The 22,687-nt window shown below is 68.5% G+C and carries 25 protein-coding genes; 16 read left to right on the plus strand and 9 right to left on the minus strand.

Annotated elements, in window-relative coordinates:
• The first annotated feature begins 26 nt into the window (after positions 1 to 26).
• Positions 27 to 980: a DUF4328 domain-containing protein gene (locus FDA38_RS21320; RefSeq protein ID WP_137255864.1), complete on the plus strand. Its 954-nt coding sequence runs from the start codon at positions 27 to 29 to the stop codon at positions 978 to 980.
• Here the strand turns inward: FDA38_RS21320 and FDA38_RS21325 are convergent.
• Together FDA38_RS21325 and FDA38_RS21330 are read right to left on the minus strand one after the other, a co-directional pair.
• A complete protein-coding gene (locus FDA38_RS21325) occupies positions 968 to 1,723 on the minus strand; it encodes a protein phosphatase 2C domain-containing protein (protein WP_170989820.1) in 756 nt (251 codons plus the stop codon). The genes FDA38_RS21320 and FDA38_RS21325 overlap by 13 nt on opposite strands.
• 4 nt (positions 1,724 to 1,727) lie before the next feature.
• Positions 1,728 to 2,618: an NAD-dependent epimerase/dehydratase family protein gene (locus FDA38_RS21330; protein WP_233714836.1), complete on the minus strand. Its 891-nt coding sequence runs from the start codon at positions 2,616 to 2,618 to the stop codon at positions 1,728 to 1,730.
• A gap of 112 nt (positions 2,619 to 2,730) precedes the next feature.
• Between FDA38_RS21330 and FDA38_RS21335 the strand changes: the two genes are divergently transcribed.
• Positions 2,731 to 3,333 (plus strand): pentapeptide repeat-containing protein, encoded by a 603-nt coding sequence (locus FDA38_RS21335; protein WP_137255865.1) that lies wholly within the window; start codon positions 2,731 to 2,733, stop codon positions 3,331 to 3,333.
• 62 nt (positions 3,334 to 3,395) lie between these two features.
• Here the strand turns inward: FDA38_RS21335 and FDA38_RS21340 are convergent, their stop codons facing one another.
• On the minus strand, positions 3,396 to 4,046 hold the full coding sequence (locus FDA38_RS21340; RefSeq protein ID WP_137255866.1) for a VanZ family protein: 651 nt from the start codon (positions 4,044 to 4,046) through the stop codon (positions 3,396 to 3,398).
• Positions 4,047 to 4,398: 352 nt separating this feature from the next.
• Here FDA38_RS21340 and FDA38_RS21345 point away from each other — a divergent pair, with 352 nt between their 5' ends.
• From FDA38_RS21345 to FDA38_RS21360, 4 genes are all read left to right on the plus strand, one after another.
• Positions 4,399 to 4,614 carry a hypothetical protein gene (locus FDA38_RS21345; protein WP_137255867.1) on the plus strand — a complete coding sequence of 72 codons (216 nt, stop codon included), beginning with the start codon at positions 4,399 to 4,401 and terminating at the stop codon, positions 4,612 to 4,614.
• A 104-nt stretch (positions 4,615 to 4,718) separates the two neighbouring features.
• The gene (locus FDA38_RS21350; RefSeq protein WP_137255868.1) at positions 4,719 to 5,132 is read left to right on the plus strand and encodes a hypothetical protein; all 414 of its coding nucleotides are present in this window, start codon (positions 4,719 to 4,721) and stop codon (positions 5,130 to 5,132) included.
• 1 nt (position 5,133) lies between these two features.
• Complete coding sequence (locus tag FDA38_RS21355; RefSeq protein WP_137255869.1) at positions 5,134 to 6,345, plus strand: sensor histidine kinase; 1,212 nt, start codon at positions 5,134 to 5,136, stop codon at positions 6,343 to 6,345.
• Positions 6,342 to 6,968, plus strand: coding sequence for a response regulator (locus FDA38_RS21360; RefSeq protein ID WP_137255870.1), 627 nt, complete (start codon positions 6,342 to 6,344; stop codon positions 6,966 to 6,968). The genes FDA38_RS21355 and FDA38_RS21360 overlap by 4 nt, the downstream gene beginning before the upstream one ends.
• On the opposite strand, the gene FDA38_RS21365 is transcribed toward FDA38_RS21360, so the two are convergent.
• The 3 genes from FDA38_RS21365 to FDA38_RS21375 are packed head-to-tail and all read right to left on the minus strand — an operon-like array spanning position 6,965 to position 9,248.
• Positions 6,965 to 7,576, minus strand: coding sequence for an FMN-binding negative transcriptional regulator (locus FDA38_RS21365; RefSeq protein ID WP_137255871.1), 612 nt, complete (start codon positions 7,574 to 7,576; stop codon positions 6,965 to 6,967). The two genes, FDA38_RS21360 and FDA38_RS21365, sit on opposite strands and share 4 nt — an antisense overlap.
• 52 nt (positions 7,577 to 7,628) lie before the next feature.
• On the minus strand, positions 7,629 to 8,267 hold the full coding sequence (locus tag FDA38_RS21370) for an SDR family oxidoreductase (protein ID WP_170989821.1): 639 nt from the start codon (positions 8,265 to 8,267) through the stop codon (positions 7,629 to 7,631).
• Positions 8,268 to 8,291: 24 nt separating this feature from the next.
• Positions 8,292 to 9,248: an Lrp/AsnC family transcriptional regulator gene (locus FDA38_RS21375; RefSeq protein ID WP_202877775.1), complete on the minus strand. Its 957-nt coding sequence runs from the start codon at positions 9,246 to 9,248 to the stop codon at positions 8,292 to 8,294.
• A 79-nt stretch (positions 9,249 to 9,327) separates the two neighbouring features.
• On the opposite strand from FDA38_RS21375, the gene FDA38_RS42685 reads away from it, so the two are divergent.
• Together FDA38_RS42685 and FDA38_RS21385 are read left to right on the plus strand one after the other, a co-directional pair.
• Positions 9,328 to 10,488, plus strand: a complete 1,161-nt coding sequence (locus FDA38_RS42685) for a carboxylesterase/lipase family protein (RefSeq protein WP_202877776.1) — start codon at positions 9,328 to 9,330, stop codon at positions 10,486 to 10,488.
• On the plus strand, positions 10,485 to 12,170 hold the full coding sequence (locus FDA38_RS21385; RefSeq protein WP_137255873.1) for an amidohydrolase: 1,686 nt from the start codon (positions 10,485 to 10,487) through the stop codon (positions 12,168 to 12,170). The genes FDA38_RS42685 and FDA38_RS21385 overlap by 4 nt, the downstream gene beginning before the upstream one ends.
• Here FDA38_RS21385 and FDA38_RS21390 read toward each other — a convergent pair.
• Positions 12,087 to 13,865 (minus strand): glycoside hydrolase family 127 protein, encoded by a 1,779-nt coding sequence (locus FDA38_RS21390; protein ID WP_137255874.1) that lies wholly within the window; start codon positions 13,863 to 13,865, stop codon positions 12,087 to 12,089. The genes FDA38_RS21385 and FDA38_RS21390 overlap by 84 nt on opposite strands.
• Before the next feature lie 160 nt (positions 13,866 to 14,025).
• Here FDA38_RS21390 and FDA38_RS21395 point away from each other — a divergent pair, with 160 nt between their 5' ends.
• The 6 genes from FDA38_RS21395 to FDA38_RS21420 are packed head-to-tail and all read left to right on the plus strand — an operon-like array spanning position 14,026 to position 20,153.
• Positions 14,026 to 15,066, plus strand: a complete 1,041-nt coding sequence (locus tag FDA38_RS21395; RefSeq protein ID WP_170989822.1) for a LacI family DNA-binding transcriptional regulator — start codon at positions 14,026 to 14,028, stop codon at positions 15,064 to 15,066.
• On the plus strand, positions 15,063 to 15,989 hold the full coding sequence (locus FDA38_RS21400; protein WP_137255876.1) for an ABC transporter permease: 927 nt from the start codon (positions 15,063 to 15,065) through the stop codon (positions 15,987 to 15,989). Before FDA38_RS21395 ends, FDA38_RS21400 begins: the two co-directional genes overlap by 4 nt.
• Complete coding sequence (locus FDA38_RS21405) at positions 15,989 to 16,855, plus strand: ABC transporter permease (RefSeq protein WP_137255877.1); 867 nt, start codon at positions 15,989 to 15,991, stop codon at positions 16,853 to 16,855. The genes FDA38_RS21400 and FDA38_RS21405 overlap by 1 nt, the downstream gene beginning before the upstream one ends.
• Positions 16,856 to 16,883: 28 nt before the next feature.
• Entirely contained in the window at positions 16,884 to 18,395 is a 1,512-nt protein-coding gene (locus FDA38_RS21410; RefSeq protein ID WP_137255878.1) for an ABC transporter substrate-binding protein, read from the plus strand.
• A gap of 44 nt (positions 18,396 to 18,439) precedes the next feature.
• Positions 18,440 to 19,417: an ABC transporter ATP-binding protein gene (locus FDA38_RS21415; protein WP_202877777.1), complete on the plus strand. Its 978-nt coding sequence runs from the start codon at positions 18,440 to 18,442 to the stop codon at positions 19,415 to 19,417.
• Complete coding sequence (locus FDA38_RS21420; protein ID WP_137255879.1) at positions 19,410 to 20,153, plus strand: ABC transporter ATP-binding protein; 744 nt, start codon at positions 19,410 to 19,412, stop codon at positions 20,151 to 20,153. Before FDA38_RS21415 ends, FDA38_RS21420 begins: the two co-directional genes overlap by 8 nt.
• Here FDA38_RS21420 and FDA38_RS21425 read toward each other — a convergent pair.
• Positions 20,142 to 20,924 (minus strand): LLM class flavin-dependent oxidoreductase, encoded by a 783-nt coding sequence (locus FDA38_RS21425; RefSeq protein ID WP_137255880.1) that lies wholly within the window; start codon positions 20,922 to 20,924, stop codon positions 20,142 to 20,144. The genes FDA38_RS21420 and FDA38_RS21425 overlap by 12 nt on opposite strands.
• Positions 20,925 to 20,953: 29 nt before the next feature.
• Positions 20,954 to 21,505 (minus strand): TetR/AcrR family transcriptional regulator, encoded by a 552-nt coding sequence (locus FDA38_RS21430; protein WP_202877778.1) that lies wholly within the window; start codon positions 21,503 to 21,505, stop codon positions 20,954 to 20,956.
• Between the two features lie 54 nt (positions 21,506 to 21,559).
• Here FDA38_RS21430 and FDA38_RS21435 point away from each other — a divergent pair, with 54 nt between their 5' ends.
• Both FDA38_RS21435 and FDA38_RS42305 read left to right on the plus strand, forming a co-directional pair.
• A complete protein-coding gene (locus tag FDA38_RS21435; protein WP_137255882.1) occupies positions 21,560 to 21,952 on the plus strand; it encodes a nuclear transport factor 2 family protein in 393 nt (130 codons plus the stop codon).
• A 51-nt stretch (positions 21,953 to 22,003) separates the two neighbouring features.
• Positions 22,004 to 22,678: a VOC family protein gene (locus tag FDA38_RS42305; RefSeq protein ID WP_170989823.1), complete on the plus strand. Its 675-nt coding sequence runs from the start codon at positions 22,004 to 22,006 to the stop codon at positions 22,676 to 22,678.
• Positions 22,679 to 22,687 lie beyond the last annotated feature (9 nt).

A 22,687-nucleotide genomic window follows, 5' to 3' on the forward strand; every position in this document is an offset into this window, starting at 1 on the left:
AACTTGGCTGCGGGGAGGTGCAAGGGGTGACACAGCCGAATCCAGGGCCGCAGCAGGGACCGTGGCCGTATCCGGTCCCGTACCAGCCGCTGCCCTACCAGCCGCCGCCGATCATGCCGCGGTACCGGCCGTTGCGGAAGGTCGCGATCGTCAGCATCGTGCTGATGGGGCTGACCTCGCTCGCGGCGGTGATCCAGTCGGTCGTGCTCTGGCGTTCGTACGACGAGGTCAAGCGTCTCGTGTACGGGCTGCTCTCCGAGGAGGAGATCGACCGCGGCGTCGAGTCGATCTCCGGCACCGGCCCGCTGCTGAACCTGGTCAGCTACCTGCTGATGGGGACCGGGATCGCGTTCCTGATCTGGCTGTGGCAGGCGCGTGAGAACACCGACTTCCTGCACTCGCCGTTCGCACCACGTCCGGCGATCCCCGTTGACCCGATGCGCGGTCCGCACCGGCGGGCGAGCGGCTGGGTCGTCGGTGCCTGGTTCTGCCCGATCGTGCAGTTCTGGTACCCGTTCCAGATCGTCCAGGACATCACCCGGGCCAGCGAGCCTCCTGAAGCGCCGCGGTCCGGCCGGGTGCGCACGTTGCTGTACAGCTGGTGGGCGACGTGGACAGCGTTCTGGGTGATCCTCGTCGGCGGCGGCCTGGTCGCGATGATCGGGTTCATCGTCTGGTTCATCCGCCTGGTCCAGGTGTCGGAGAGCAGCGACGCGAGCAGCCCGTACGTCGACATCTACGACATGCAGGACTTCATGGTCCGGGTCGCACTGGGCGTCGACATCGGCTTCACGATCGCGACGGTTCTGCTGATCGTCGCCGCCGTCGCCGCGTCACTCCTGATGCTGCAGGTCACCGACTGGCAGCACACCCGCGTCACACCGCCCCCGATCCAGGACCTGCCACGGCCGATCGAGCCTCCGCAGTACGCCCCGCGGTACCACCGGCCCGGCCCGAACTTCCCGACCTACGGCCCCTGAAGCAGTACGACGCTCGCATCGTCGTACCGCTTGCCACTCGCCGTGGACGCGCTGTCGTGCCGCCGCACCCGCTCGATCAACCGCCGCGGGCCTTCGGTGGTGAGTACGTCGAACAGCTCGTCCCACGAGTGCCCGTACCGCTCGGTGTAGCGCGACGCCCCGTCGGTCAGCAGCGCGATCGCCTCGACGGCGGATCGATACGTGATCCCGGTGACCGCCTCGTACGCCGCTTTGGGCTCGGTGCTCGCGACCCAGAAGCCGCCGGGCTGGTTCCGCAGCCGCCGTACCGTCTCGAGGGTTCGGTCGGGGAGAAGGTCGATGCGGTCGTCGCTGTGGACGGTGATCCGGCCCTCGGGTGATCGCGTGACGATGGGCGAGTCGGCCAGGACCAGATGCTCGATGCGGTCGGAGTCGAACCGGACCATCGCGACTGTGGACGAAGGGCTGTCGGGATTGCTGACGTCGCAGGTGTCAGCGTGAGAGGCGCGGACCGCGGTGATCGCATCGGCGAGGAGGTCAGTGAGCGGAGCGGACGAGTGGGTGAGGAGCGGAGTCGCGAGCTCGGTCGCGAGCCGCATGACGAGCCAGGCGACCGTGTGCCGGCAGCCGGAGTCGACGTACACCCGCGGAGCGGTGGCGCCGTCGAGGACGACCGCGAAATCGGGTCCGGTGAGGACGAGATCCTCGTTGACCGCAGGTGGTCGCCGATCCGGCGCGGCCTCACTGATCGAGCGGATCTCCACGGACCTATTGTCCAGACGCCCAACTGTCCGCGAGGGACTGGTCCAGGGCGATCTTCGGCGACCACCCGAGCTGCTCGCCGATAAGCGTGGTGTCGGCCTGCTGCCACGTCGCGCCGAGCGCGGTTTCCTGGTCGGCGTCGTCCACGATCGTCGCCGGCTGGCCGCTCAGCTCGAACAGCTGTCCGGCAACGTCGCGGGCCAGCGTCGCCCGGCCGGTCCCGACGTTCAGCACCGGCGGCAGCGTCGCATCGGCGAGCGCGACCGCCAGCACCGCCTCGGCCACGTCCCGTACGTCGACGAAGTCCCGCCACACATCGAGCGACCCGACCTCGATCAGGTGTCGCGAGCGGAGGTCCTCGATCACCCGGCCGGTGAGCGTGCTCTCCGGCGCCCCCGGACCGATCACGTCGAAGATCCGCAGTACGACGGCATCCGCGCCGCCGCGCTGGGCTCGCATGACGAGCTCCGAGCCGGCCAGCTTGGTCAGCCCGTACGGACCGAGCGGCTGGGGCGGGGTCTGCTCGTCGACGCTCGTGCCGTGCGGCGCACCGCCGTACTCCGCCGCGGAGCCGAGCTGGACGAACCGGGCGTGGCCGGCGTGGTCCCGGACCGAGGCGAGAAGCGCCTCGACCGCGATCACGTTCGCCCGGACCAGCTCGGCCGGCTCGCCCAGGGTCGCGCCGACGGCGTTGATGATCACGGTCGGCTTGTACATCCCGATCTGGGTGTCCAGCGCGTACGGATGCATCGAGGTCAGGTCGCACCGCCGGTACGGCTCGCTCCGGGTCCGACTGAGGCCGCGGTACTCGACTCCGCGGTCATCGAGCAGCGCGCAGATCCTGGCACCGAGGAAGCCCCCGGCGCCGAACACCATCACCCGCTCTGTTCCGGTCACTCCTCCATCGTGCGGTCCGTACTTGTCGGTCCGCCCTCCGTTCTCCGTCGTCAGCATCACAGTGTCGGTACGGCGTGACAGGCTGGGGCCTCTGATCGAGCGAGGGAGAGCCATGGCTGACCGACGCCGGGGTGTGCCGACCGAGTCGACGATCCGGGACTGGGACGACGCGGACCCGTCCGGGCAGACCTACCAGCGGGTGCTGTTCATCGACTCCGACCTGACCGAGGTGGACAACCACGGCGGGGTGTTCGAGGAGTGCACGTTCCGCGGGGTCCGCTTCAACGCCTCGACGCACACCGACGCCGCGTTCGTGAACTGCACGTTCGTCCGGTGCTCGCTGTTCGACACGACGTTCACCCGCTGCAAGATGGTCGGCAGCTTCTTCGACGACTGCACGTACAACCTGCTGAAGGTGAACGGCGGGGACTGGTCGTTCACCGCGCTGCCGGGTGCGGACCTGAAGGGGACCGAGTTCACCGGGGCGAAGTTCCGCGAGGCGGAGCTGACCGGGATCCGGGCTGCGAAGGCGTCGCTTCGGGATCTCGACCTGTCCGGCGCTTCGTTGCAGCGGGCCGACCTGACCGGCGCCGACCTGCGCGGATCCGATCTGTCGACGCTCGATCCACTGACCGTGACGCTGCGGGACGCGCGGATCGACATGACCCAGGCGATGGTCGTCGCCGCCTCCCTGGGACTGGACGTGCGGCCGTGACCTGTGGATATCCCCAGGTAATCACGCGGTCATCCCCCGTCCTATCCACAACCTGTGGATAACTATCCGGATAACTGTGTATTCGTTCTGTGATATCTCACCGGCGTACCCGGCCGGTTCGCCGGGACGAGGGTCCCGCGCCGATGCCGCGCCGGCCGCCGAGGTCGTCGTACGACGAGCAGCGCCGCGTGCTCGACGACGTACGGCGGGGTCACGACCAGGTAGCGGCTCCGGGTCAGGCTCTGCAGACCCGCGGCGAGGCTGACCCCGCAGACGGCGCCGATCGAGTTCGCGATCAGGTCGTGCAGCTGGCACGAGCGGCCGAGCTGTGGGATCAGCGCCTGCACTGCCTCGACCGCGGCCGACATCCCGACCCCGGCGGCGATGCCGTCGCCCGGACGGCCGCTGGCCAGCGTGAGCATGCCCGCGGCCGGGACGAACAGCAGGATGTTCAGCAGCCCCTGGAGCGAGGTCAGTCCGCCGGTGGTGGTCAGGTGCGTGCCGCACTCGCCGATCTGGCTGAGGCGGTGCGGAGTCGGGCTGAGCGTCGCCGCGATGATCAGCGCGAACGCGGCCGGCATGCAGAAGGCCGCCAGCCTCGGCAGCAGGTCGCCCGGGCGCCGCAGAGCGGAAAGGGCGATCGGCAGGGTCATGCCGGTGAGCACGAGCCAGGTGTCCAACAAGTGTGGGATACCGCGATAAGTCTCGAGCACGCGTCCGGACCCTCCCGTGGTCGACGGCCTGCCTCGAACCTTCTCCTCGTCGATGTCGTTGCCTGACTCGACAATCTGCCGACCGGTCACACCGCCGCCAGAGGTGTCCGGACATCTGCACGCAGCCGCAAACTCCCCGTGACAGTCCGTGCACAAACTGTCACGGAAGAAAGGTGCTCGGGGCAACGATCGTGTGCCTGCCGGGGTCGGCTGGGTACCTGGGGCTCGCACCCGAGCCGGAAGGAGCAGCCGTGCCCGACCCACCGCTCCGCGCGATGACCTGGAACATCTGCGTCCACTCCGCGAGGTCCTGATCGACGCCTGGGTGGCGGGCGGCGGTGCGGCGGACACGGTGACGCTGCCTTCGACCCATCCGTCGGCGCCTCTCGAGGCCGGGCCGGAGCTGGTCGATCAGCGGATCGACCACATCTTCTACCGGCCCGGCCACGAGGATCAGCTCGTCAACGTCGAGTCGGCCGTGATCGCGGGGGATGCCGTGGACGGTACGTTCCCCTCCGACCACCGGGCCGTCGTGTGTGACTTCCGCTGGCGGAACCGCGGAGCCTGATCAACCGATCGGTGGAGTCGGTTGGGGCCGGCTGGGCGATGTGTGCACCGGGGCCGGAACGGGAGAGTCGGGGTATCGAGATCGACCCCGAAACGGAGACCGAAATGACCACCCCGGTGAACGTCGAACACCCGCGGAGCGCGGCCGCGTTGCGGAGCGTGCAACTGCTGGTGGCGAGCTACCTCGCGGTCAGCGTGCTGACGCTGATCGCCATCATTGCCCTGCGCAACCACACGTCGATGGTGAACGACGCGGTCTGGACCCGCGGCACGATCGTGGTCGCCAGCGCCGTGCTGACCTTCCTGTTCGCCCGCAGCGCGGCGCGGGGCTCCCGGCGCGGATACCTCCGGCTGCGGATCGTGTCGGCGGTGATGCTGGTCGCGATCGTCGTGATCATCTCGCTGCCGGGCGTCTTCCCGCTCTGGATGAAGGGTGAGCAGGCCGTCTGCGGACTGCTGCTGCTCGGCGTCGCGCTGCTGGTGAACGGCAAGCACCTCCGCTCGGTGTTCACTAACTGACATGAGCGAGCAAGCCTGGCCGGTGCGGTTGACGGTGGTGCCGTACGTGCTTCTCGCGTGCATGACCGCCGTCACCATCCTGATCAAGCGCGAACAGCCCGGGTCGCTGACCGTCGACCTGGTGCTGTGCGCGCTGATCGCGTTGTGGACACTGCTGATGTTCACGCTCCGCCCGGCCTGGCGGACCAGGACCCGTCCGATGGCGATCTTCATCGCCGGATTCATCCTGCTGCTCGCGGTACTCGTGGTCCGCGATCCGTGGTTCGGGTTCCTCACGCCGGCCGGGTACTTCTACACCTTCATCCTGCTGTCGTGGCCCGTTGAGCTGATCGGGATCGGAGCCGTCGCGGTCATCGCGGGCTGGGCGCAGTCGTACGACATTCCCAAGACCGACGTGCTCGGCCTGCTCGGCTGTGCTGCTGTCATCGGGGTGAACGTGGCCGGGATGTGTTTCGCGGCATGGCTCGGCCGGCGCGGCGAAGTACTGAGCCAGCAGCGACAGGACGCGGTCGACGCGCTCACCCAGACCAACCGCCGGCTCGAGGCCACGCTCGCCGAGAACGCGAACCTTCACGAGCAGCTCCTGACCCAGGCCCGCGAGGCAGGGATCATCGACGAGCGGCAGCGGATGGCTCGCGAGATTCATGACACGCTCGCGCAGGGGCTGACCGGGATCGTCACCCAGCTCCAGGCGGCCGAGCACTCCGACGACTGGCGGCGGCATGTGACGAGCGCGGTCGGGCTGGCCCGCGAAAGCCTGACCGAGGCGCGGCGCTCGGTCCACGCGCTGCGTCCACAGCCGCTGCAGTCGGCGACACTGAGCGAGGCGATCGCGGACGTCGTACGGCGGTGGTCGGCGCTGCACGGCATCGACGTACAGCTGACCACGACCGGCACGCCGCGGGTGATGACACCGGAGGCGGAGTCGACGTTGCTCCGCGCGACGCAGGAGGCGCTCGTGAACGTGGCGAAGTACGCACAGGCAACCCGGGTGGGGGTGACGCTGTCGTACATGGAGAAGGAGGTCGCGCTGGACGTCCGCGACGACGGGGTCGGGTTCGATCCGGCCCGCAGTGTTGCGTCAGAGGCGGGTGGGTTCGGACTGGTCGCGATGCGGCAGCGGGTCGAGGCGTTGAACGGGACGTTGTCGGTCGAGTCGGAGCCGGGTCTGGGTACGGCGATCTCCGCGACGGTGCCGGGGGCGTCGGCATGATCCGGCTGCTGATCGCGGACGACCACCCGGTGGTGCGGGACGGGCTGAGCGGGATGTTCGCGGCCGAGCCCGGGTTCGAGGTGGTCGGTCAGGCGGGCGACGGAGCGGAGGCGATCGAGCTGGCCGAGACGCTGCGGCCGGACGTGATCCTGATGGACCTGCAGATGCCCGGCGTGAACGGACTCGCGGCGATCAGTGAGCTCACCGAGCGCGGGGTGACGGCTCGGGTGCTCGTGCTGACGACGTACGACACCGACGGGTACGTCGTACCCGCGATCGAGGCCGGGGCTACCGGCTACTTGTTGAAGGATGCGCCGCGGGATGAATTGCTGCGAGCGGTGCGAGCGGCGGCCGACGGGACGTCCGTGCTCGCGCCGTCGGTAGCGAACACGTTGATGAACCACGTCCGTACGCCGCCGACGCCCGACATCGTCAGCCCGCGTGAGCTCGAGGTCATCGAACTGGTGGCCGCCGGCAACACGAACCGTGAGATCGCCGCCCATCTGTTCATCAGTGAGGCGACGGTCAAGACGCATCTGCTGAACATCTACGCCAAGCTCGGCGTACCGGACCGGGCGTCTGCTGTTGCCGAGGCGTTCCGACGCGGCTTGCTGAACAGCTAGGGCCGGTACCGGACCACCGCGTCGGCGCTGAGGTCGTCGCCGTTCGCGCGCAGGCCGTCGACCACTCCGTCGATGTCCGCGGCCGGGCGGTTCTGGCTGAGTTTGAACTTCGCCTCGATCCGGTGGATCGCGAGTTCGACGCCGACGATCGCCCGCAGTTGCCCCTGCACGTACTTATCCGGCGCATCGTCGACCGACCACGGTTCGGGCCGGCCGAGCTCGTGCCGATCCGACAACCGGCGTACGACGTCCTCGACCCACGCCGCGTCGTCGTGCACGGTCAGCTCGCCGTACACATGTGCGGTGACGTAGTTCCACGTCGGTACGACGCGACCGTGCTCCTGCTTCGACGCGTACCAGGCCGGTGAGACGTACGCGTTCGGGCCGCGCATGATCACCAGCGCGTCACCGATCGTCTCGCGCTGCCAGTGATCGTTGTTGCGGGCAACGTGTCCGAGCAGCACGTTGCGCGGGCGGTCGTAGATGAACGGCAGCATCGTCGCGACCAGGCCGTCCGGCGTCATCGTGATCAGATCGGCGGCGCCGTGGTTGGCCAGCAGTTCCTGTACGGCGTCGTCGTCCGGGGCAAAGTGCTTGGGAACATACACAGCACAAGTCTCCCGACCGCCCCGGCCGAGCGACAGGGCCAATCAGGCCTCGTCAGATGACGATCTCATCGATCCAATCAGCCGGCGCCTGCTGGTGGAGGCGCCAGTAGTGCTGTGCGATCTCGTCGGGATCCCACCCGGTGCCCGGTCCGACACCACCGCTGACCGTCACGCTTGCAGCGTGGACGCCGGCGGCGCCGTACTGCTGGTGCAGGAGTGCAACGAGCGTGCGGATACCCGCCTTGCCCAGCGACAGGCTCGCGTAGTCAGGCTTCGACAGCGGCATCCCGCCGGTGATCAGGAACGACCCGCTGCCCCGCTCGGCCATCGCGGGCGCGAGGTGCGCGGCGGTGGTGATCGCCCCGACCACGTTCACCGCCCACGCCTCACGGTGCTGCTCCGCGGTCAGGTCACCGACCCGGTCAGCCTGGATCAGCGCTGCGTTGTAGACCACAACCTCCGGTACGCCGAACGCCTCGACGACCCGGTCCAGAGCGGACCGCAGGCCGACCTCGTCGGTCACGTCAGCGGTCACCGGCAGTACGTCGGCACTCCCGAGCTGCTCCGCGGCCGCCTTCACCGTCGCCTCCGACCGCGCGACCAGCCCGGCACTCATCCCCTCCCGCACGAACCGGCGCGCTACCGCGAGACCGATCCCGGGTCCGACCCCCACCACCACGACTCCAGCCATACGACCGAGGATAAAGGTGACGCGTCACCGACGTGGCAGGAGGGTGCCTGCTCGTTTCACGGTGGTGGTCAGCGGCACGGTCTCGATGTGCGTGATGCCGGGGAGCGTGCCGATCCGCTCGGAGAGGTAGTCGTACAGCGCATCGGGATCCGCGCAGACGACGAATCCGAACAGGTTGGTCGCTCCGGTGACGGCTGCGGCGTACGCGATCTCCGGATGCTGCGTGAGCGCGTCCGCGACGGTGGTGAGTGCCGAGGGCGCGACCGACATCCACAGGATCGCCTCGGTCGCGTAGCCGAACAGCATCGGGTCGGCCTCGACGTCGAGGTACATCGCGCCGGCGCGGAGCAGCTCGCCCAGCCGTCGCCGTACGGTCGACTCCGGCATCCCGGTCGCGGCGGCGAGCGCGGGGTATGCCGCACGCGCGTCCTTGGCCAGCTCGGCCATCAGCCGCTGATCCTGGGCAGTCAGCTCGAGCGGTACGTCGTACTCCGGGGCCGGCATGCGCAGCCGATCAACCTGCTCCTCGGTGAGTGCCGTTGTACGTCCCGACCAGCCTGCTGTGCCGGCGACCGCTCGGAGCATGCACTGCGCGGTGACCGAGGTGATCCGCGGGCCCCGCGGAAGCTTCTGCAGCAGCGGGGCGCGCTGGCTCTGGGTGTGCGTGATGCAGGTGACCTCAAGGCCTCCGGACGTGAGGTACACCCACGACGTGTCGTCCCGGCGCGCCATCGCCGCGGCAACCGCGACCGCAGAGTCGGGCGCGCACTGGATCCGGACCAGCCAGTCGACCCAACCCAGCCGCGGACTCGACGGTACGGCGACCACGCGGACCGCACCTGTTTCGCGCAGCCGGTGATAGCGGCGCGCGATCGTGCGGTCGGAGGCGCCGAGCACTGCCGCGATCCGGCTGAACGACGCCCGCCCGTCCACCTGCAACGCGTGTACGAGCTGCTCGTCCAACCGATCGAAATCCACCATGATCGCCTCCATCATGTCGGAATCCGCCAGATCTGGCGATGCTTCTGACGCGGTGGCGTGCGCTTGGGACTGTCGGAGCGTGAACACAACCATCAGCCAAGGACAACTCCGCGGCCGCCGGGCCGACGGGATCGATGCGTACCTCGGGATCCCGTACGCGACCGCCAACCGGTTCGAGCCGCCACAACCAGCGCCACCGTGGACCGGCATGCGGGACGCGACCCAGGTCGGACCGGCCGCACCGCAACCAAGATCCCGGCTCGCCGACGTGATCGGCGACCGATCGCTCGAGCAGTCCGAGGACTGCCTCAACCTCAACGTCTGGAGCCCGAGCGAGCCGGCCGGCACGCCACGCCCGGTCCTCGTCTTCCTGCACGGCGGCGGTTTCAGCACCGGCTCCGGCGGCCTCGCCTGGTACGACGGTGCACGGCTGGCGCGGCGCGGTGACTTCGTCGTCGTCACGATCAACTACCGCCTCGGCGCCCTCGGGTACCTCCGGCTGGAACACGACAACCTCGGCCTGCTCGACCAGCTCCAGGCGCTGCGCTGGGTGCAGGAGAACATCGCTGCCTTCGGTGGCGACCCGGCCGCCGTCACAGTCGCCGGCCAGTCCGGCGGCGCGCTCTCGATCGTCGCCATGCGCAAACCTGACGGGCTGTTCCAGCGCGCGATCCTGGAGAGCCCGCCGCTCGGGTTGCGTCCGCAGACTCAGGACGTGGCCGCTGCGATGGCCGCGGAGTTCGTCGAGATCCTCGGATCGGACCCGTACACAGCGGCCGTCGACGACATCCTCGCCGCCCAACTCGAGCTCGCCGTACGGCACCCGGGACCGATCCCGCCGTTCCACCTCGTCGGAGACGAACTCACCGCCTTGCCGGACGTGGACGTCCTCATCGGTTGGTGTCGCGACGAGGCCAAGGCGTACGGCGCGGGACCCGAGGTGACCGAGTCGTTGTTCAGTACGCCGATCAAGTCGTACGCCGAGCAGCTCGAATCGGCGTGGGTCTATCGCTTCGACTGGAGCGCACCGGGCAACCCGCTCGGGGCGTGTCACAACCTCGAGCTGCCGTTCGTGTTCGGCAACCTCGACGCCTGCCGGGACGCGGCGATGCTGACCGGCGCCGCTGACGACGGGCTGACCGCGATGGTCGACGTCGTGCAGACGGCGTGGACCGCCTTCGTCCGCGACGGGAATCCGGGCTGGCCGGCGTCCGACCTGCACGTTCTGGACTTGCCATGACCGTCTATCTCAACGCGAACGTCGTCACCGTCGACGGCGACTTCTCGATCGCCGAGGCCTTCGCGGTTTCCGACGGACGGTTCCTTGCCGTCGGCACCAATGAGGAGGTCGCCCGGCTCGACGGTCCGGTCGTGGATCTCGGCGGGCGGACGGTGCTCCCCGGCTTCATCGATGCCCACGCGCACACCGTGCACCTCGCACTGGACGGCCTGGCCGACCCGAACCTGGCCGGCCTGACCTCGGTCGCCGCGATCACCGAACGGATCGGTGCAGTGGCGGCCGACGCCGAGCCTGGAGCCTGGATCGTCACGTCGTCGATCGGTGAGCCACCGGACTACTTCGGACTACCGGAAGGACTCGCCGAGGGACGTTGGCCGACCCGCGCGGACCTGGACGCGGTCGCGCCCGCCAATCCGGTGCACATCCCGACCCCGCCGTTCTGGACGCACCCGGCGATCCTGAACACCCGCGCCCTCGAGCTCCTCGGCGTCACCCGCGACACTCCGGATCAGACCGGGATCCGGATCGAGCGCGACGAGTCCGGCGAACCGACCGGCGTGATCCACGGCCTGATCTTTTACAACGCCCGCAATCCGCTCGTCCAGCGGCTGTTCTCGTTGCTTCCAGCAACGAGTCGTGAAGACCGGCGAGACGCGATCGCGGCCGCGCTGGAGCGGAACCTGGCCAACGGTCTCACCACGATCTACGAGGGCCACGGCAACAACCCGTCCGTTCTCGACGCCTCGGACCGACCGGCCTGCCGGGTCGTCGGCACCTACGAGGTTCCGATCGGCCGGGTCAACGTCGCGGACTGGTTGACGACGGTCGGCGATGCGGCCGGTGAGGGCACCGGCGACGACCACCTGCGGATCCGCGGCGTGACGGTCTCCCTCGACGCGCCGATGCACTTCGGCGGCGCGATGATGAGTGAGCCGTTCCTCGATCCGCATGGCGAGCTCGGCAACGGTTCGTCGGTGTTGTCCACAGCCGAGTTGGCCGAGCTCGCGCGGCTCGCCGTACGGAATGACCTACGGCTGAACGTCCTTGCCACGGGCGACGCGGCGTGCGAGATCGCGGTCAGCGCGCTCGAGGCGGTGCATCGGGAGACGCCGCTGACTTCGCGCGCTTGGGTCGTGCAGCACTTCCACCATGTGACTCAGGAGCAGATCGCGCGGCTCGCGGCGATGGGCGTTGTCGCGCAGGTCTGTGCGGGCGTGGACTACGGCCGCGGCGAGACGTACGTGAACCGGCTTCCGGGCGATCAGTGGGAGCACGTCACGCCGGTGCGGTGGTGGCTCGACGCCGGCGTACCGACTGCACTGGCGAGCGACGGTGCCCATCCGCCGCTGTTCCATCTGTGGGCTGCGTTGACCCGCACCGATGGTCGCAGCGGGCGCAGTCTGCTGACTCCGGCGAAGACCATCTCTCGTGCGGACGCGATCCGTGGCTGGACCGCGGACGCGGCGATTGTGCTGGGCGTAGGCGATCGGCTCGGGTCGATCGAGCCTGGGAAGCTCGCGGACTTCGTCGTACTGGACCGGGACATCCTGACCTGCCCGGTGGAGGAGATCCGCGATGCCGTCGCGCTGAGGACGGTTCTAGCCGGCCGGGATCCAGACGCGCATGGGGTGGAGTCCTCGGTTGGCCCAGGCGTAGTACGGGATGAGAGTCAGGTCGGCTGAGTGGAGAACTGTGATGCCACCGAGTAGGTCGGTGCGCTTCGCGGTGATCTCTGCAGTCGGGTCCAGGCGCAGGTCCTCCAGCACCACGTCGGGCTGCTGGTCCGGTTGCTCGAGCGCGTAGACGAGCGGACCGCGCGCTATGGCGACGCAGCCGCGGGTGGAGTCGACTCGGTCGTCAGAGACGAGCAGCCGTGGCGGCATCGGTAGCTGGAGAACCACCTGGTCGCCAGGCTGGAAGACGCGACGTACGCGGGCGTAGTCGCCTGCAGTGACCGGCTTGTCGTCGACGGTCGCATCGGACGCCCACTCGGGGATGCGCAGCGCCAACTCGACCTCACCGGCCGGCGCTTCTCTGACAGTCGCCGTGACGCGTCCGTCCCACGGGTAGTCGGTGTCGACGTCGACCGCGAACGATCCGGCCCGGAGCGTGCTCCCGGCGTACTGGTGGATCTGCAGGCCGTCCGCCGTACCGGTGGCGAGGTACGCCGGGAGGCTGGCGAGTGTGCGCATCACATTGGCCGGACAGCACGCACAGTTGAACCAGGGCCGTCGCCCGTACGCCGGTGCGCGCTGCACGTCGCCACGCGCACCTGTCCGTCGGTGCAGCGTGTTGACGTAGAAGTAGTCCGCGTCCTCGAGCGACACGGCCGGCAGGATCGCGTTGTAGAGCAGCAGTTCGATCTGATCGGCGTACGACGAGTCACCGGTTGCCAGCAGCAGTCGCCAGGCCCACTGCAGTACGCCGATCGCGGCGCACGTCTCGGCGTACGCACGGTCCGGTGGGAGCTCGTAGTCGTCGCCGAAGGCTTCACCGTCCCAACGTGACCCGACTGCACCTGTCACGTGCTGCTTGCGCTGCCGCATGTTGTCGTACTGCCGGCGTACCGCGTCCAGCAGTTCCAGGTCGTTGGTCTCGATCGCCACGTCGGTCGCACCGGTGGCGAAGTACACCGCGCGTACGGCGTGGCCCTCGAGCGTGTCGGCGTCGCGGACGGGGACGCGGTCGGAGTAGTGCGCCGGGTCGCCGTAGTGGGAAGGGTCGAAGCCTGGCTTGGTTGCCCTGCCGTGGCCGCGGGCGTCGACGAAGTACTTCGCCAGGTCCAGGTACCGGCGGTTGCCGGTTTCGCGGTAGAGCTCGACCAGTGCGGATTCGATGACCGGATGGCCTTCGAGCTGGGTCCGTCCTGACGGCCCGAAGGTGTCTGCGAGGTGGTCGGCAAACTTGATGGCCACCTGCAGGAGTGTGGTGTCACCGGTGGCTCGGGTTGCTGCGACAGCGGCTTGGAAGAGGTGGCCGGCGCAGTAGAGCTCGTGGCTGTTCCAGAGGTGGGTGTACGGCTCCTCGCCGCGGACCTGGATGGCCGAGTTCAGGTAGCCGTCGTCCCGCTGGGCGGCGCTGATCGTCCCGATCAGGTCAGCCAACGGTTGCGAGCCGTCCCAGGCGACGGCCTCCAGCCATTTGTAGACGTCGGAGTCGCGGAAGCTGGCACCTTGCGCATCACCGCTCGCCTCGCCGGCGGCGATCCGCAGGTTGCCGAGGTTCCCGGCCGCCTCGAGCCGCTCGCGACCGAGCGGGATCGCGGCACGGTTGGCGGCCATCCGATCAGCCCAGAAGCCGGTCGTCACCTGGGCCTCGGACACCGGGCGCAACGTCACGACCGCGGCCGCGGTCGGTACCGCAGGGGATGGCTGCATGCCGGGACGCTAACCGCGCCCCGAGCCCGGACACCAGATGCTAATGGGGATTAGCTGCTAATACCCAGCTAATCAATGCCACCTCTTGACACCTGCTCGAAACGCTGGCGAAACTTCCGGAACCGCAGTGGTAGGGCGTATTAGCAGGAAGGCAACCGAGTTGAGCCGCACACCGGCGAAGAGACCCACGCAGGCCGATATCGCCCGGCTCGCCGGGGTCAGCCAGGCGACGGTCTCGCTGGTGCTCAACGAGCGCGACGCGAGTATCCGGATCAGCCCGGCGACCCGCGAGCGGGTGCTGACCGTGATGCGCGAGTGGGGGTACGTCGCGAACGCGTCGGCCCGCTCACTGGCCGGCGGCCGGAACAAGATCATCGGCGTCTACACGTTCGAGCCGGTGTTCCCGACCAGCGGCGTGGACTTCTACTTCCCGTTCCTGCTCGGCATGGAGCAGGAGGCGGCCGACCTCGGCTATGACCTGCTGCTGTTCACCAGCGCCGGCGGCGAGCGGCAGATCTTCCGCGACGGATCGACCCGGCTCTGGCACGCGGACGGCGCGCTGCTGCTCGGCCGCGATCCCAACGTCGAGGAGATCGAGCGGCTGCGCGACTCCGGCTACCCGTTCGTGTACGTCGGCCACCGCGAGGTGTCCGGTCCGCCGGTGTCGTACGTCGCGGCCGACTACGCCGGTGCGACCCAGCAGCTCACCGAGCGACTGTTCCAGCTCGGTCACCAGCGCGTGGCGTACGCACGGATCGGCAACGGCGGCGCGCAGCCGAGTCGTGATCGCGAAGGCGGGTTCCGGCAGGCAACGCCGTACCAGCACCTTGCCGGGCCGGTGTGGACGCTCGACTCGGTTGCTGAAGTCGACGGCCTGGTGGAGGAGCTCCAGCGCGGCGGCATCACCGCCGTACTCGCGGAGCAGCAGTTGCTGGCTGAAGAGCTGCTGGTGTGTGCGACTCGGCGCGGTCTGGCCATCCCCGATGACCTGAGTGTCGTCGAGCTGGGTGATTCGACCGGTGCGCGGCACGACGGCACTCCGTGGACCGGACTGATCGTGCCACGCGAGCAGATGGGCCGTCAGGCGATGGGCTTGCTGGTGCAACTGCTGGAGGCACCTGACTCCGGTGCGCTCAGCGAAAGCGTCCGGTGCGGGTTCGCGCCCGGTGCGACGGTCGGACCTCCCAAGGAGCTTCCATGATTCGCGTTGTGGTCAAGCGACTGCTGATCGGCGTCCTGGTGATGTGGGGCGCGGCGTCGCTGATCTTCCTCATCGTTCGGGTCGCGCCGGGCGACCCGGTCTCGATCCTGCTCGGTCCGGACGCGACACAGGACCAGATCACCGAGCTGAGCGCTTCGCTCGGTCTGCATCGCCCGCTGGCCGTGCAGTACGTCGACTACCTCGGTCACGCCGTACGGCTCGACTTCGGTGACTCGTACCGGCTCGGGCACCCTGCGATGTCCGAAGTACTCGAGCGGCTGCCTGCCACCGCGGAACTCATGCTGGCGTCCACTCTGATCGCAGTGGTGCTCGGTCTGACGCTCGGACTGCTGGCGGGCGGTCGCCCGGGCAGCGTGGTCGACCGAGTGGTCTCTGCGGCGGCGATCGCGCTGCAGTCGTTCCCGACGTTCTGGATCGGGATCATGTTGATCCTGGTCTTCGCGCTGGCGCTGCGGCTGCTACCGAGCTCCGGCTCGGGTACTCCGCAGCACCTGATCCTCCCGGCGATCACGATGGCGCTTCCGTTCACGGCGATCGTCGCGCGACTGACCCGGACCAGCGTGGCCGAGACGCTGCGCGAGCCGTACATCCAGACCGCGAAGTCCAAAGGGCTCACCGATCGCCAGGTGCTGCTCGGGCATGCACTGCGCAACTCGCTGCTGCCGGTCGTCACGATCGTCGGGCTGCACATGGGCGGTCTGATGGGCGGCGCGGTAATCGTCGAGAACGTCTTCTCCTGGCCGGGCCTCGGTTCGCTCGTCGTCGACTCGGTCACGAACCGCGACTACGAGGTGGTGCAGGCGGCGACGTTCGTGATCGCCGGCATCGTGATGCTGTTCAACCTGGCCGCCGATCTCGTCTACTCCCAGCTCGATCCGCGCATCCGGTTGGAGGGCAGCTGATGGCCACGCTCGCGGTGACCCGCCCACTCGCCGTACGCCGGGTCGGCGGCTGGCTCGGCAAGATCCCGTACGCCGTACTCACGATCTACGCATTGGTCGCGGCCATCGGCCCGCTGGTGATCGACTACAACCCGATCCGCACCTCGCTCGACGACCGGCTGCTCAAGCCCGGATCGCACCTGTCCAACGGCGGCACCGCCTGGCTCGGCACGGACGGCCTCGGCCGCGACGTCCTCGCCCAGGTCGTGTACGGCGCCCGCACGTCGATCCTGATCGGCATCGCAACCGTCGCAGTGTCCTGCGTCGTCGGCGTCACGATCGGCACCGTCGCCGGGTACTTCCGCGGCTGGCTCGACACGTTCCTTGCCCGGGGCATCGACATCCTGCTGGCGTTCCCGGCGATCCTGCTCACGATCGTGATCGCCGGCGCGTTCGAGCGGAGCGTGCCGGTGGTCGTGATCGCGCTGGCCGCGACGGCCTGGATCTCGTTCGCCCGGGTGACCCGCAGCGTCTCGCTCTCGCTGCGGGAGCGCGCGTGGGTCGACGCCGCCCGCGTGCTCGGCGTCCGTCGTACGTCGATCCTGCTGCGGCACGTCGTACCGTTCACGATCGGTCCGGTGGTCGCACTGGCCACGCTCGAGTTCGCGCTCGTGGTGCTCGCCGAGGCCGGACTGAGCTTCCTCGGCATCGGGCTGCCGCCGTCGGCGGTGTCCTGGGGACAAACCATTGCCAACGGCAAGCAGTACCTCGACAGCGCGTGGTGGATCTCGGCCCTGCCGGGGATCGCCCTGTCGCTGCTGATCGTCAACATCGGCATCCTCGGTGACCAGCTCACCGCCCGTTACGGACGCGGACATCTCAACTGATGACGCGTCGGAAGGCAGGAGAAACCTCATGATCCCTCTGACCCGACGGGCGGCTTTGACACTCGGGGTCGCCGCCACGATGGCCCTCACGGCGTGCTCCAGCGCCACCACCGGCGGCAGTTCGAGCTCCGGCGGCGGTGAGGTCGTGATCGCCGGCACCTACCCGGTCGACAGCATCGACCCGGGCGGCCCACAGGGCGGCGGCACCGGACCGCAGATGGTCGAGCAGCAGATCTTCAGCCGGCTGGTCCGGACCAAGACGGACGGCTCGGTCGAGGGGGACCTGGCGACCTCCTGGAAATCCGACGCCACCGCTCGCACCTGGACTTTTACCTTGCGGAACGGCGTGAAGTTCAGCGACGGGACCGCGTTGAAGGCTGCCGATGTGGTCGACTCCTTCAAGCGGTTCACCGACCTCAAGGGGACGAACGCGGCGAACTTCCCCGGCTACACGATGACGGCGCCGTCCGACGACACCGTCGTACTCACGGCCTCCAAGCCGGATGCTGCGATCCCGCGCAAGCTCGCGGTGTTCTTCGTGCTGCCTTCGGGTGTCGGCGCGAACGACACCGCGTTCTTCGACAAGCCGGTCGGAACCGGACCGTTCAAGCTGGACAAGTTCAGCCCGAACGAGATCGTCCTGGTGCCGAACGCGCAGTACTACGGTGGCGCGCCGAAGGTCACCAAGGTGACGATCAAGAAGATGCCCGAGCTCGCCGCCCGGCTGACCGCGCTGCGCACCGGCGAGGCGGACGTCGTCTGGGGGATCCCGGACGATCAGCTGTCCGAGGTGCAGAAGGACTCGACGCTGAACGTCGAGATCGTGCAGAGCTCGGCCGTCTACACGATGTGGTTCAACTCGTCGACGCCGGCTTTGAAGGACGCTGCCGTCCGGCGGGCCTTGTGGGAGGCGGTCGACTTCCCGACCATCATCAAGAAGCTGTACCCGCAGACCGGCTCGCTCTCGGACTCGGTCGTCTCGAAGCAGACCCTCGGGTACGTCGCGCAGACACCGGTCAAGTACGACCCGGTGGCGGCGAAGGCCGCGCTGACCGCGGCCGGCTTCGACTTCGGCACGAAGCTGCGGCTGCAGTTCGCGAACGCGGAGTTCCAGCAGTTCAACCAGGCGGTCGTTTCGGATCTGCAGAAGATCGGCGTCCAGGTCGACCTGCTGCAGAAGGAGCAGGCGGTCTTCACCAAGGACCTGCTGTCGCTGAACTGGGACATCAACTTCCAGCAGCTGTCGAACCCGATGCTCGACGCCGCGAACACCGTCGGCCGGCTCTACCCCTGCGCGGCCAAGCGCAACGGCTACTGCAACCCGGCGCTGGACAAGCTGATCAACCAGGCCGCGGCCAGCACCGACGAGCAGGAGCGGGTCAAGCTGTACGGCGAGGCCGAGAAGATCATCTGGGACGACGCGGTCGGCATGTTCCCGATGGCGGTCAAGTACGCCTACGCCTGGAACAAGCGCCTCAGCGGCTTCACCCCCGACCCCAACGGGCTCCCCGACTTCTCGAAACTCCAGGTCAACTCTTGAGCCCGGCCAAGGCCCCCTTGCGGGCGAGGGTGGGGAGCGAGGCTGTGGCGTCGCAGCCTCTTCTGCGGACGTCGAAGCTCGCCGTCGACCTGCCGGGGCGGGCAGGCATGGTGAGGGTCGTCGACGAGGTGTCCTTCGATGTCCCGTCGGCGACCACCGTCGGCCTGATCGGCGAGTCCGGCTCGGGCAAGACCATGACGGCGAACGCTCTCATCGGTCTACTGCCCGACGGCGCCACCGTCTCCGGATCGCTCGCCTGGCGCGGAGAGGAGTTGCTGACGGCAACTTCTTCCCGGCGCCGGGAGCTGCGCGGGCACGAGATCGCGATGATCTTCCAGGACCCGCTCGCCGCGCTCAACCCGACCCAGACCATCGGCCGTCAGGTCGGCGAGATCCTGCGCCGATCCGGCCAGTCCCGGTCGGCGGTCCGCGAGCGCGTGATCGAGTTGCTCGACCGCGCGGGGATCCCTTCGCCGGCCGAGAAGCTTGGCAGCTTCCCGCACGAGTTCTCCGGCGGGATGCGACAGCGCGCGGTTATTGCGATGGCGCTCGCCGGCAGCCCGTCGCTTCTGCTCGCCGACGAGCCGACGACTGCGCTGGACGTGACGGTACAGGCGCGCATCCTGCGCCTGCTCCGCTCGATCCAGGAGGACGCGGGTCTGTCGATGCTGCTGGTCAGCCACGATCTGCGAGTGATGGCACACGTCGCCCACCAGGTCGTCGTCATGTACGCCGGGCGCGTGGCCGAGCGCGGCGCGACGTCCGACGTACTGCGTCGACCCGCGCATCCTTATACGCGGGCGTTGGTCGACAGCGTTCCCGCCGTACGGACGAAGACTGCTCTGGCGCATCCGTTGCCGGGGACTCCGGCGACGCCTGCGAATCGGCCGGCTGGGTGTGCGTTCCATCCGCGGTGCCCGCTGGCGCGGGAGCGGTGCCGGAGTGAGCAGCCATCGCTGCGTGAGGTTGCACCGGGGCGTTGGACCGCGTGCCACTTCGCTGAGGAGGTGCTTCATGCTTGAGGTCCGCGATCTGCGGGTCACGTTCGGGCCGCGCCGGAAGCCGTTCGTCGCGGTGGACGGGGTCAGCCTTACCGTCGGCGCCAACGAGACCGTCGGTCTGGTGGGGGAGTCCGGGTCGGGCAAGACCACGGTCGCGCGGTCGATCGTCGGTCTGGTCCGGCCGCAGTCCGGCTCTCTGACGTACGACGGACGCGCGTTGCCGCCTGGCACTCGACGGCCGGCCGAACTGCAACGAGCGATCCAGATGGTGTTCCAGGATCCGCGCTCGTCGCTCAATCCGCGGATGACGGTTGCCTCGATCATCGGCGAGGCGTGGCGTACTCATCCGTCGGCGGCTATGGATCTTGACCAATTACTCGCGGACGTCGGGCTTGATCGGTCCGTGGCTGGGCAGCGGGCAAGCCAGCTCTCGGGTGGTCAATGTCAGCGCGTGAGCCTGGCCCGTGCGCTGGCTGTGAAGCCGCGGTTGCTGGTCTGCGATGAAGCGGTTTCTGCGCTGGATGTGTCGGTCCAGGCGCAGATCATCCGCCTGCTCGACGATCTCCGGCAGCGGCACAACCTGTCGATGCTGTTCATCTCTCACGATCTCGGTGTGGTGCATCAGATCGCGGATCGGATCGCCGTGATGCGTCGCGGCGTACTCGTCGAGGAGGGGGCGGCGACCGACGTACTGAGTTCACCGCAGCACGAGTACACGCAGAGTCTGCTGGATGCGGCGCTCGAGCTAAACAGCTGAACGGAGCTCGGCGGCCTGGTCGTAGTCGCGGCGCCAGTCGCCGGTTGGTGGGAGGATGATGCGCTCGACGCCGGCGGCCTCGTAGGCGGCGAGTTGTTCGGCCGGGTTGCCGTTGAGTGGGGGAGCGACGACGGTCGCCTTCAGTTGCTTGCCGTCGGCAAGTTCGTTGATGCGGTCGAGGTTGGTGCGGACCTCGTCCGGGGTCGCGGCGATCGTCGCCCAGCCGTCGCCGTACTTGGCCGCGCGGCGATGCGCTCGCGGACCGTTGCCTGCGACAAAGATCGGCGGTACCGGCGAGCCGGGGGAGAGCGTCACCTCGAGGTCCCCGACAGGTGTGGGCTTTCCGGCGATCAGGTCTCGTAGTACGGCGAGTGCGTCATCGGTCAGCCGCCCGCGGTCGGAGTACTCCACGCCGGCCGCCCGCCAGCCGATGTCACCGTGCGCCGGATTCCCCGTGCCGACTCCGAGAACGAGCCGGTTGTTCGACACGAGTTGCAGCGTGTTGATCTGTTTCGCCGCCCACGCCGCCGGCCGCAACGCCAGCAGCATCACGTTGTACCCGACCGTGATCCGCTCGGTCACCGCGGCCGCGGTCGCGAGTACGACGGAGCTGTCGAGCAGCGGCGCACTCGCCACCAGATGATCCGTCGACCACACCGAGTCCAGCCCGACGCTCTCGGCGTACCGCGCGCTCTCCCGGACGTCGCCGAGAATCGGGCGCTCGGGATCCGGCGTCGACGTCGGAAGGATGACTCCGATCTCAAGGCTCATACTTCGGGCCAACTCCCGCCCGGACGACCCTATTCCTTGGTCAGTGAATGGACCGCGGGCCCGAGCAGCTCGACGACCTTGTCCGGATCGGCCTCGGCCAGGTGGTCCAGTTTGAGCAGATGGCGACCGAGCACGACCCCGATCAGTACGGCGCTCAGCACATCGGCACGGAGCTCGCCGTCGGTGCCATGAATCGCCTTGCTGATGTTGCTGCCGCGGACGTGTGCGTTCCCGCGAACCTCGTCGGCGGCCTCAGGGTGGGTCAGCATCGAGCGAAGTACGGCGAGGGAGGCGACCGGCTCCTCGATCAACGACTCCCGGAGCCGCTCCAACAATTGCTCGGCGACCTGATCCGGGGTGCCCTCGACGATCGGCCGGCTCTCGGTCTCGGCCGCGCGGGCGAACAGCAGCTGTTTGTTGCCGAAGTAGTGCATCACCAGGCCCGGATCGACCTGCGCGGCGGCGGCCACGGCGCGGATCGTGGTCCGGTCGTACCCGGTCTCGGCGAACAGCCGGCGTGCCTCGGTCAGGATCCGCTGCTGCGTCTCGATGCGCTGACGGTCGCGGGTGGTCTCGTTCACCGAATTCATTCTACAGGTGTTGAATGTCTGGCGATTTCGTTCTACGGTCGTTGAATGACCCCTGAGGAAGTACTTGAACTGCGCCGCCAGTACCTGATCGATCGTGACTTCGAGTCGTTCGCCGATCTCTTCGCGGAGGACGGCGTCATCGAGATGCCGTTCGCGCTCCAAGGCGTGCCCGACCGCCTCGTCGGCCGCGCGGCGATCCGCGAGTTCTCGCTCAAGGCCGGCACCCGTGCTGTCGAGATCACAGACCTCCGCACGGTCCAGCTGCACCGGACCACCGACCCTGAGGTCGTGATCCTCGAACTCGTCACCGAGGCGCGGCACACGACCACCGACGTACCGTTCCAAGCCACCTGCATCCAGGTCTTCCGGATCCAGAACGGCAAGATCAAACTCTTCCGCGACTACGTCGGCGCCCACTCCGTCCCCGATCTGACCTGATCCCCGGCCCCACCGATTGCGCCCGACGACCTTGTCGGGTGAGCTGGTCGGGTGAGTCTGACGATCCAGAACGTCGTGTTCGCCTGCCCGGGGAACACGCCGGAGAGCTACGACCGCGGGGCGCGGCCGGTCGCGAACTTCTACGCCGAGCTGCTGGCGATGGAGATCCTCCGGGCGGACTGGTTCGTCGTCGGCAACGAGTCGGGGGTGCGCCTTGCCTTCGGTGACGGGCCGATCGACTACCAGCCGCCCGGGTGGCCCGACGGCGCGCAGCAGATACATCTCGACATCGCCGCACCTTCACCGCTTGGAGCCCAACTGCTGCAGGACAACGGCGAGTGGCGGGTGTACGCCGATCCGATCGGGCATCCGTTCTGCCTGGTGCCGTCGGACCGCGCGTACGTCCGCCGCATCGTCATCGACTGCCCCGACCCGCAAGCCCTCGCCTCGTTCTACAGCTCGCTGCTGGATCGGCCGGAGCGCTCGCTCGATACTGCGTCGCGGGTCGTCCTCGCCGGCACTCCGGAGCTCGCCTTCCAGCGCAGTACGTCGCCGGCGCCACGCTGGCCCGACCCGGCGTACCCGCAACAAGTGCACCTCGACCTGTCGACCACCGACGTACCGGCTGCCCGTGCTCACGCTCTGACCGTCGGCGCTGAGCCTCTGCAGACGGGCCCGCATCACCACGTCTTTGCGGATCCGGCCGGTCATCCCTTCTGCATTTAGAGTCCCGTG

This window comes from Kribbella jiaozuonensis, assembly GCF_005233875.1.
Classification (GTDB): Bacteria; Actinomycetota; Actinomycetes; order Propionibacteriales; family Kribbellaceae; genus Kribbella; species Kribbella jiaozuonensis.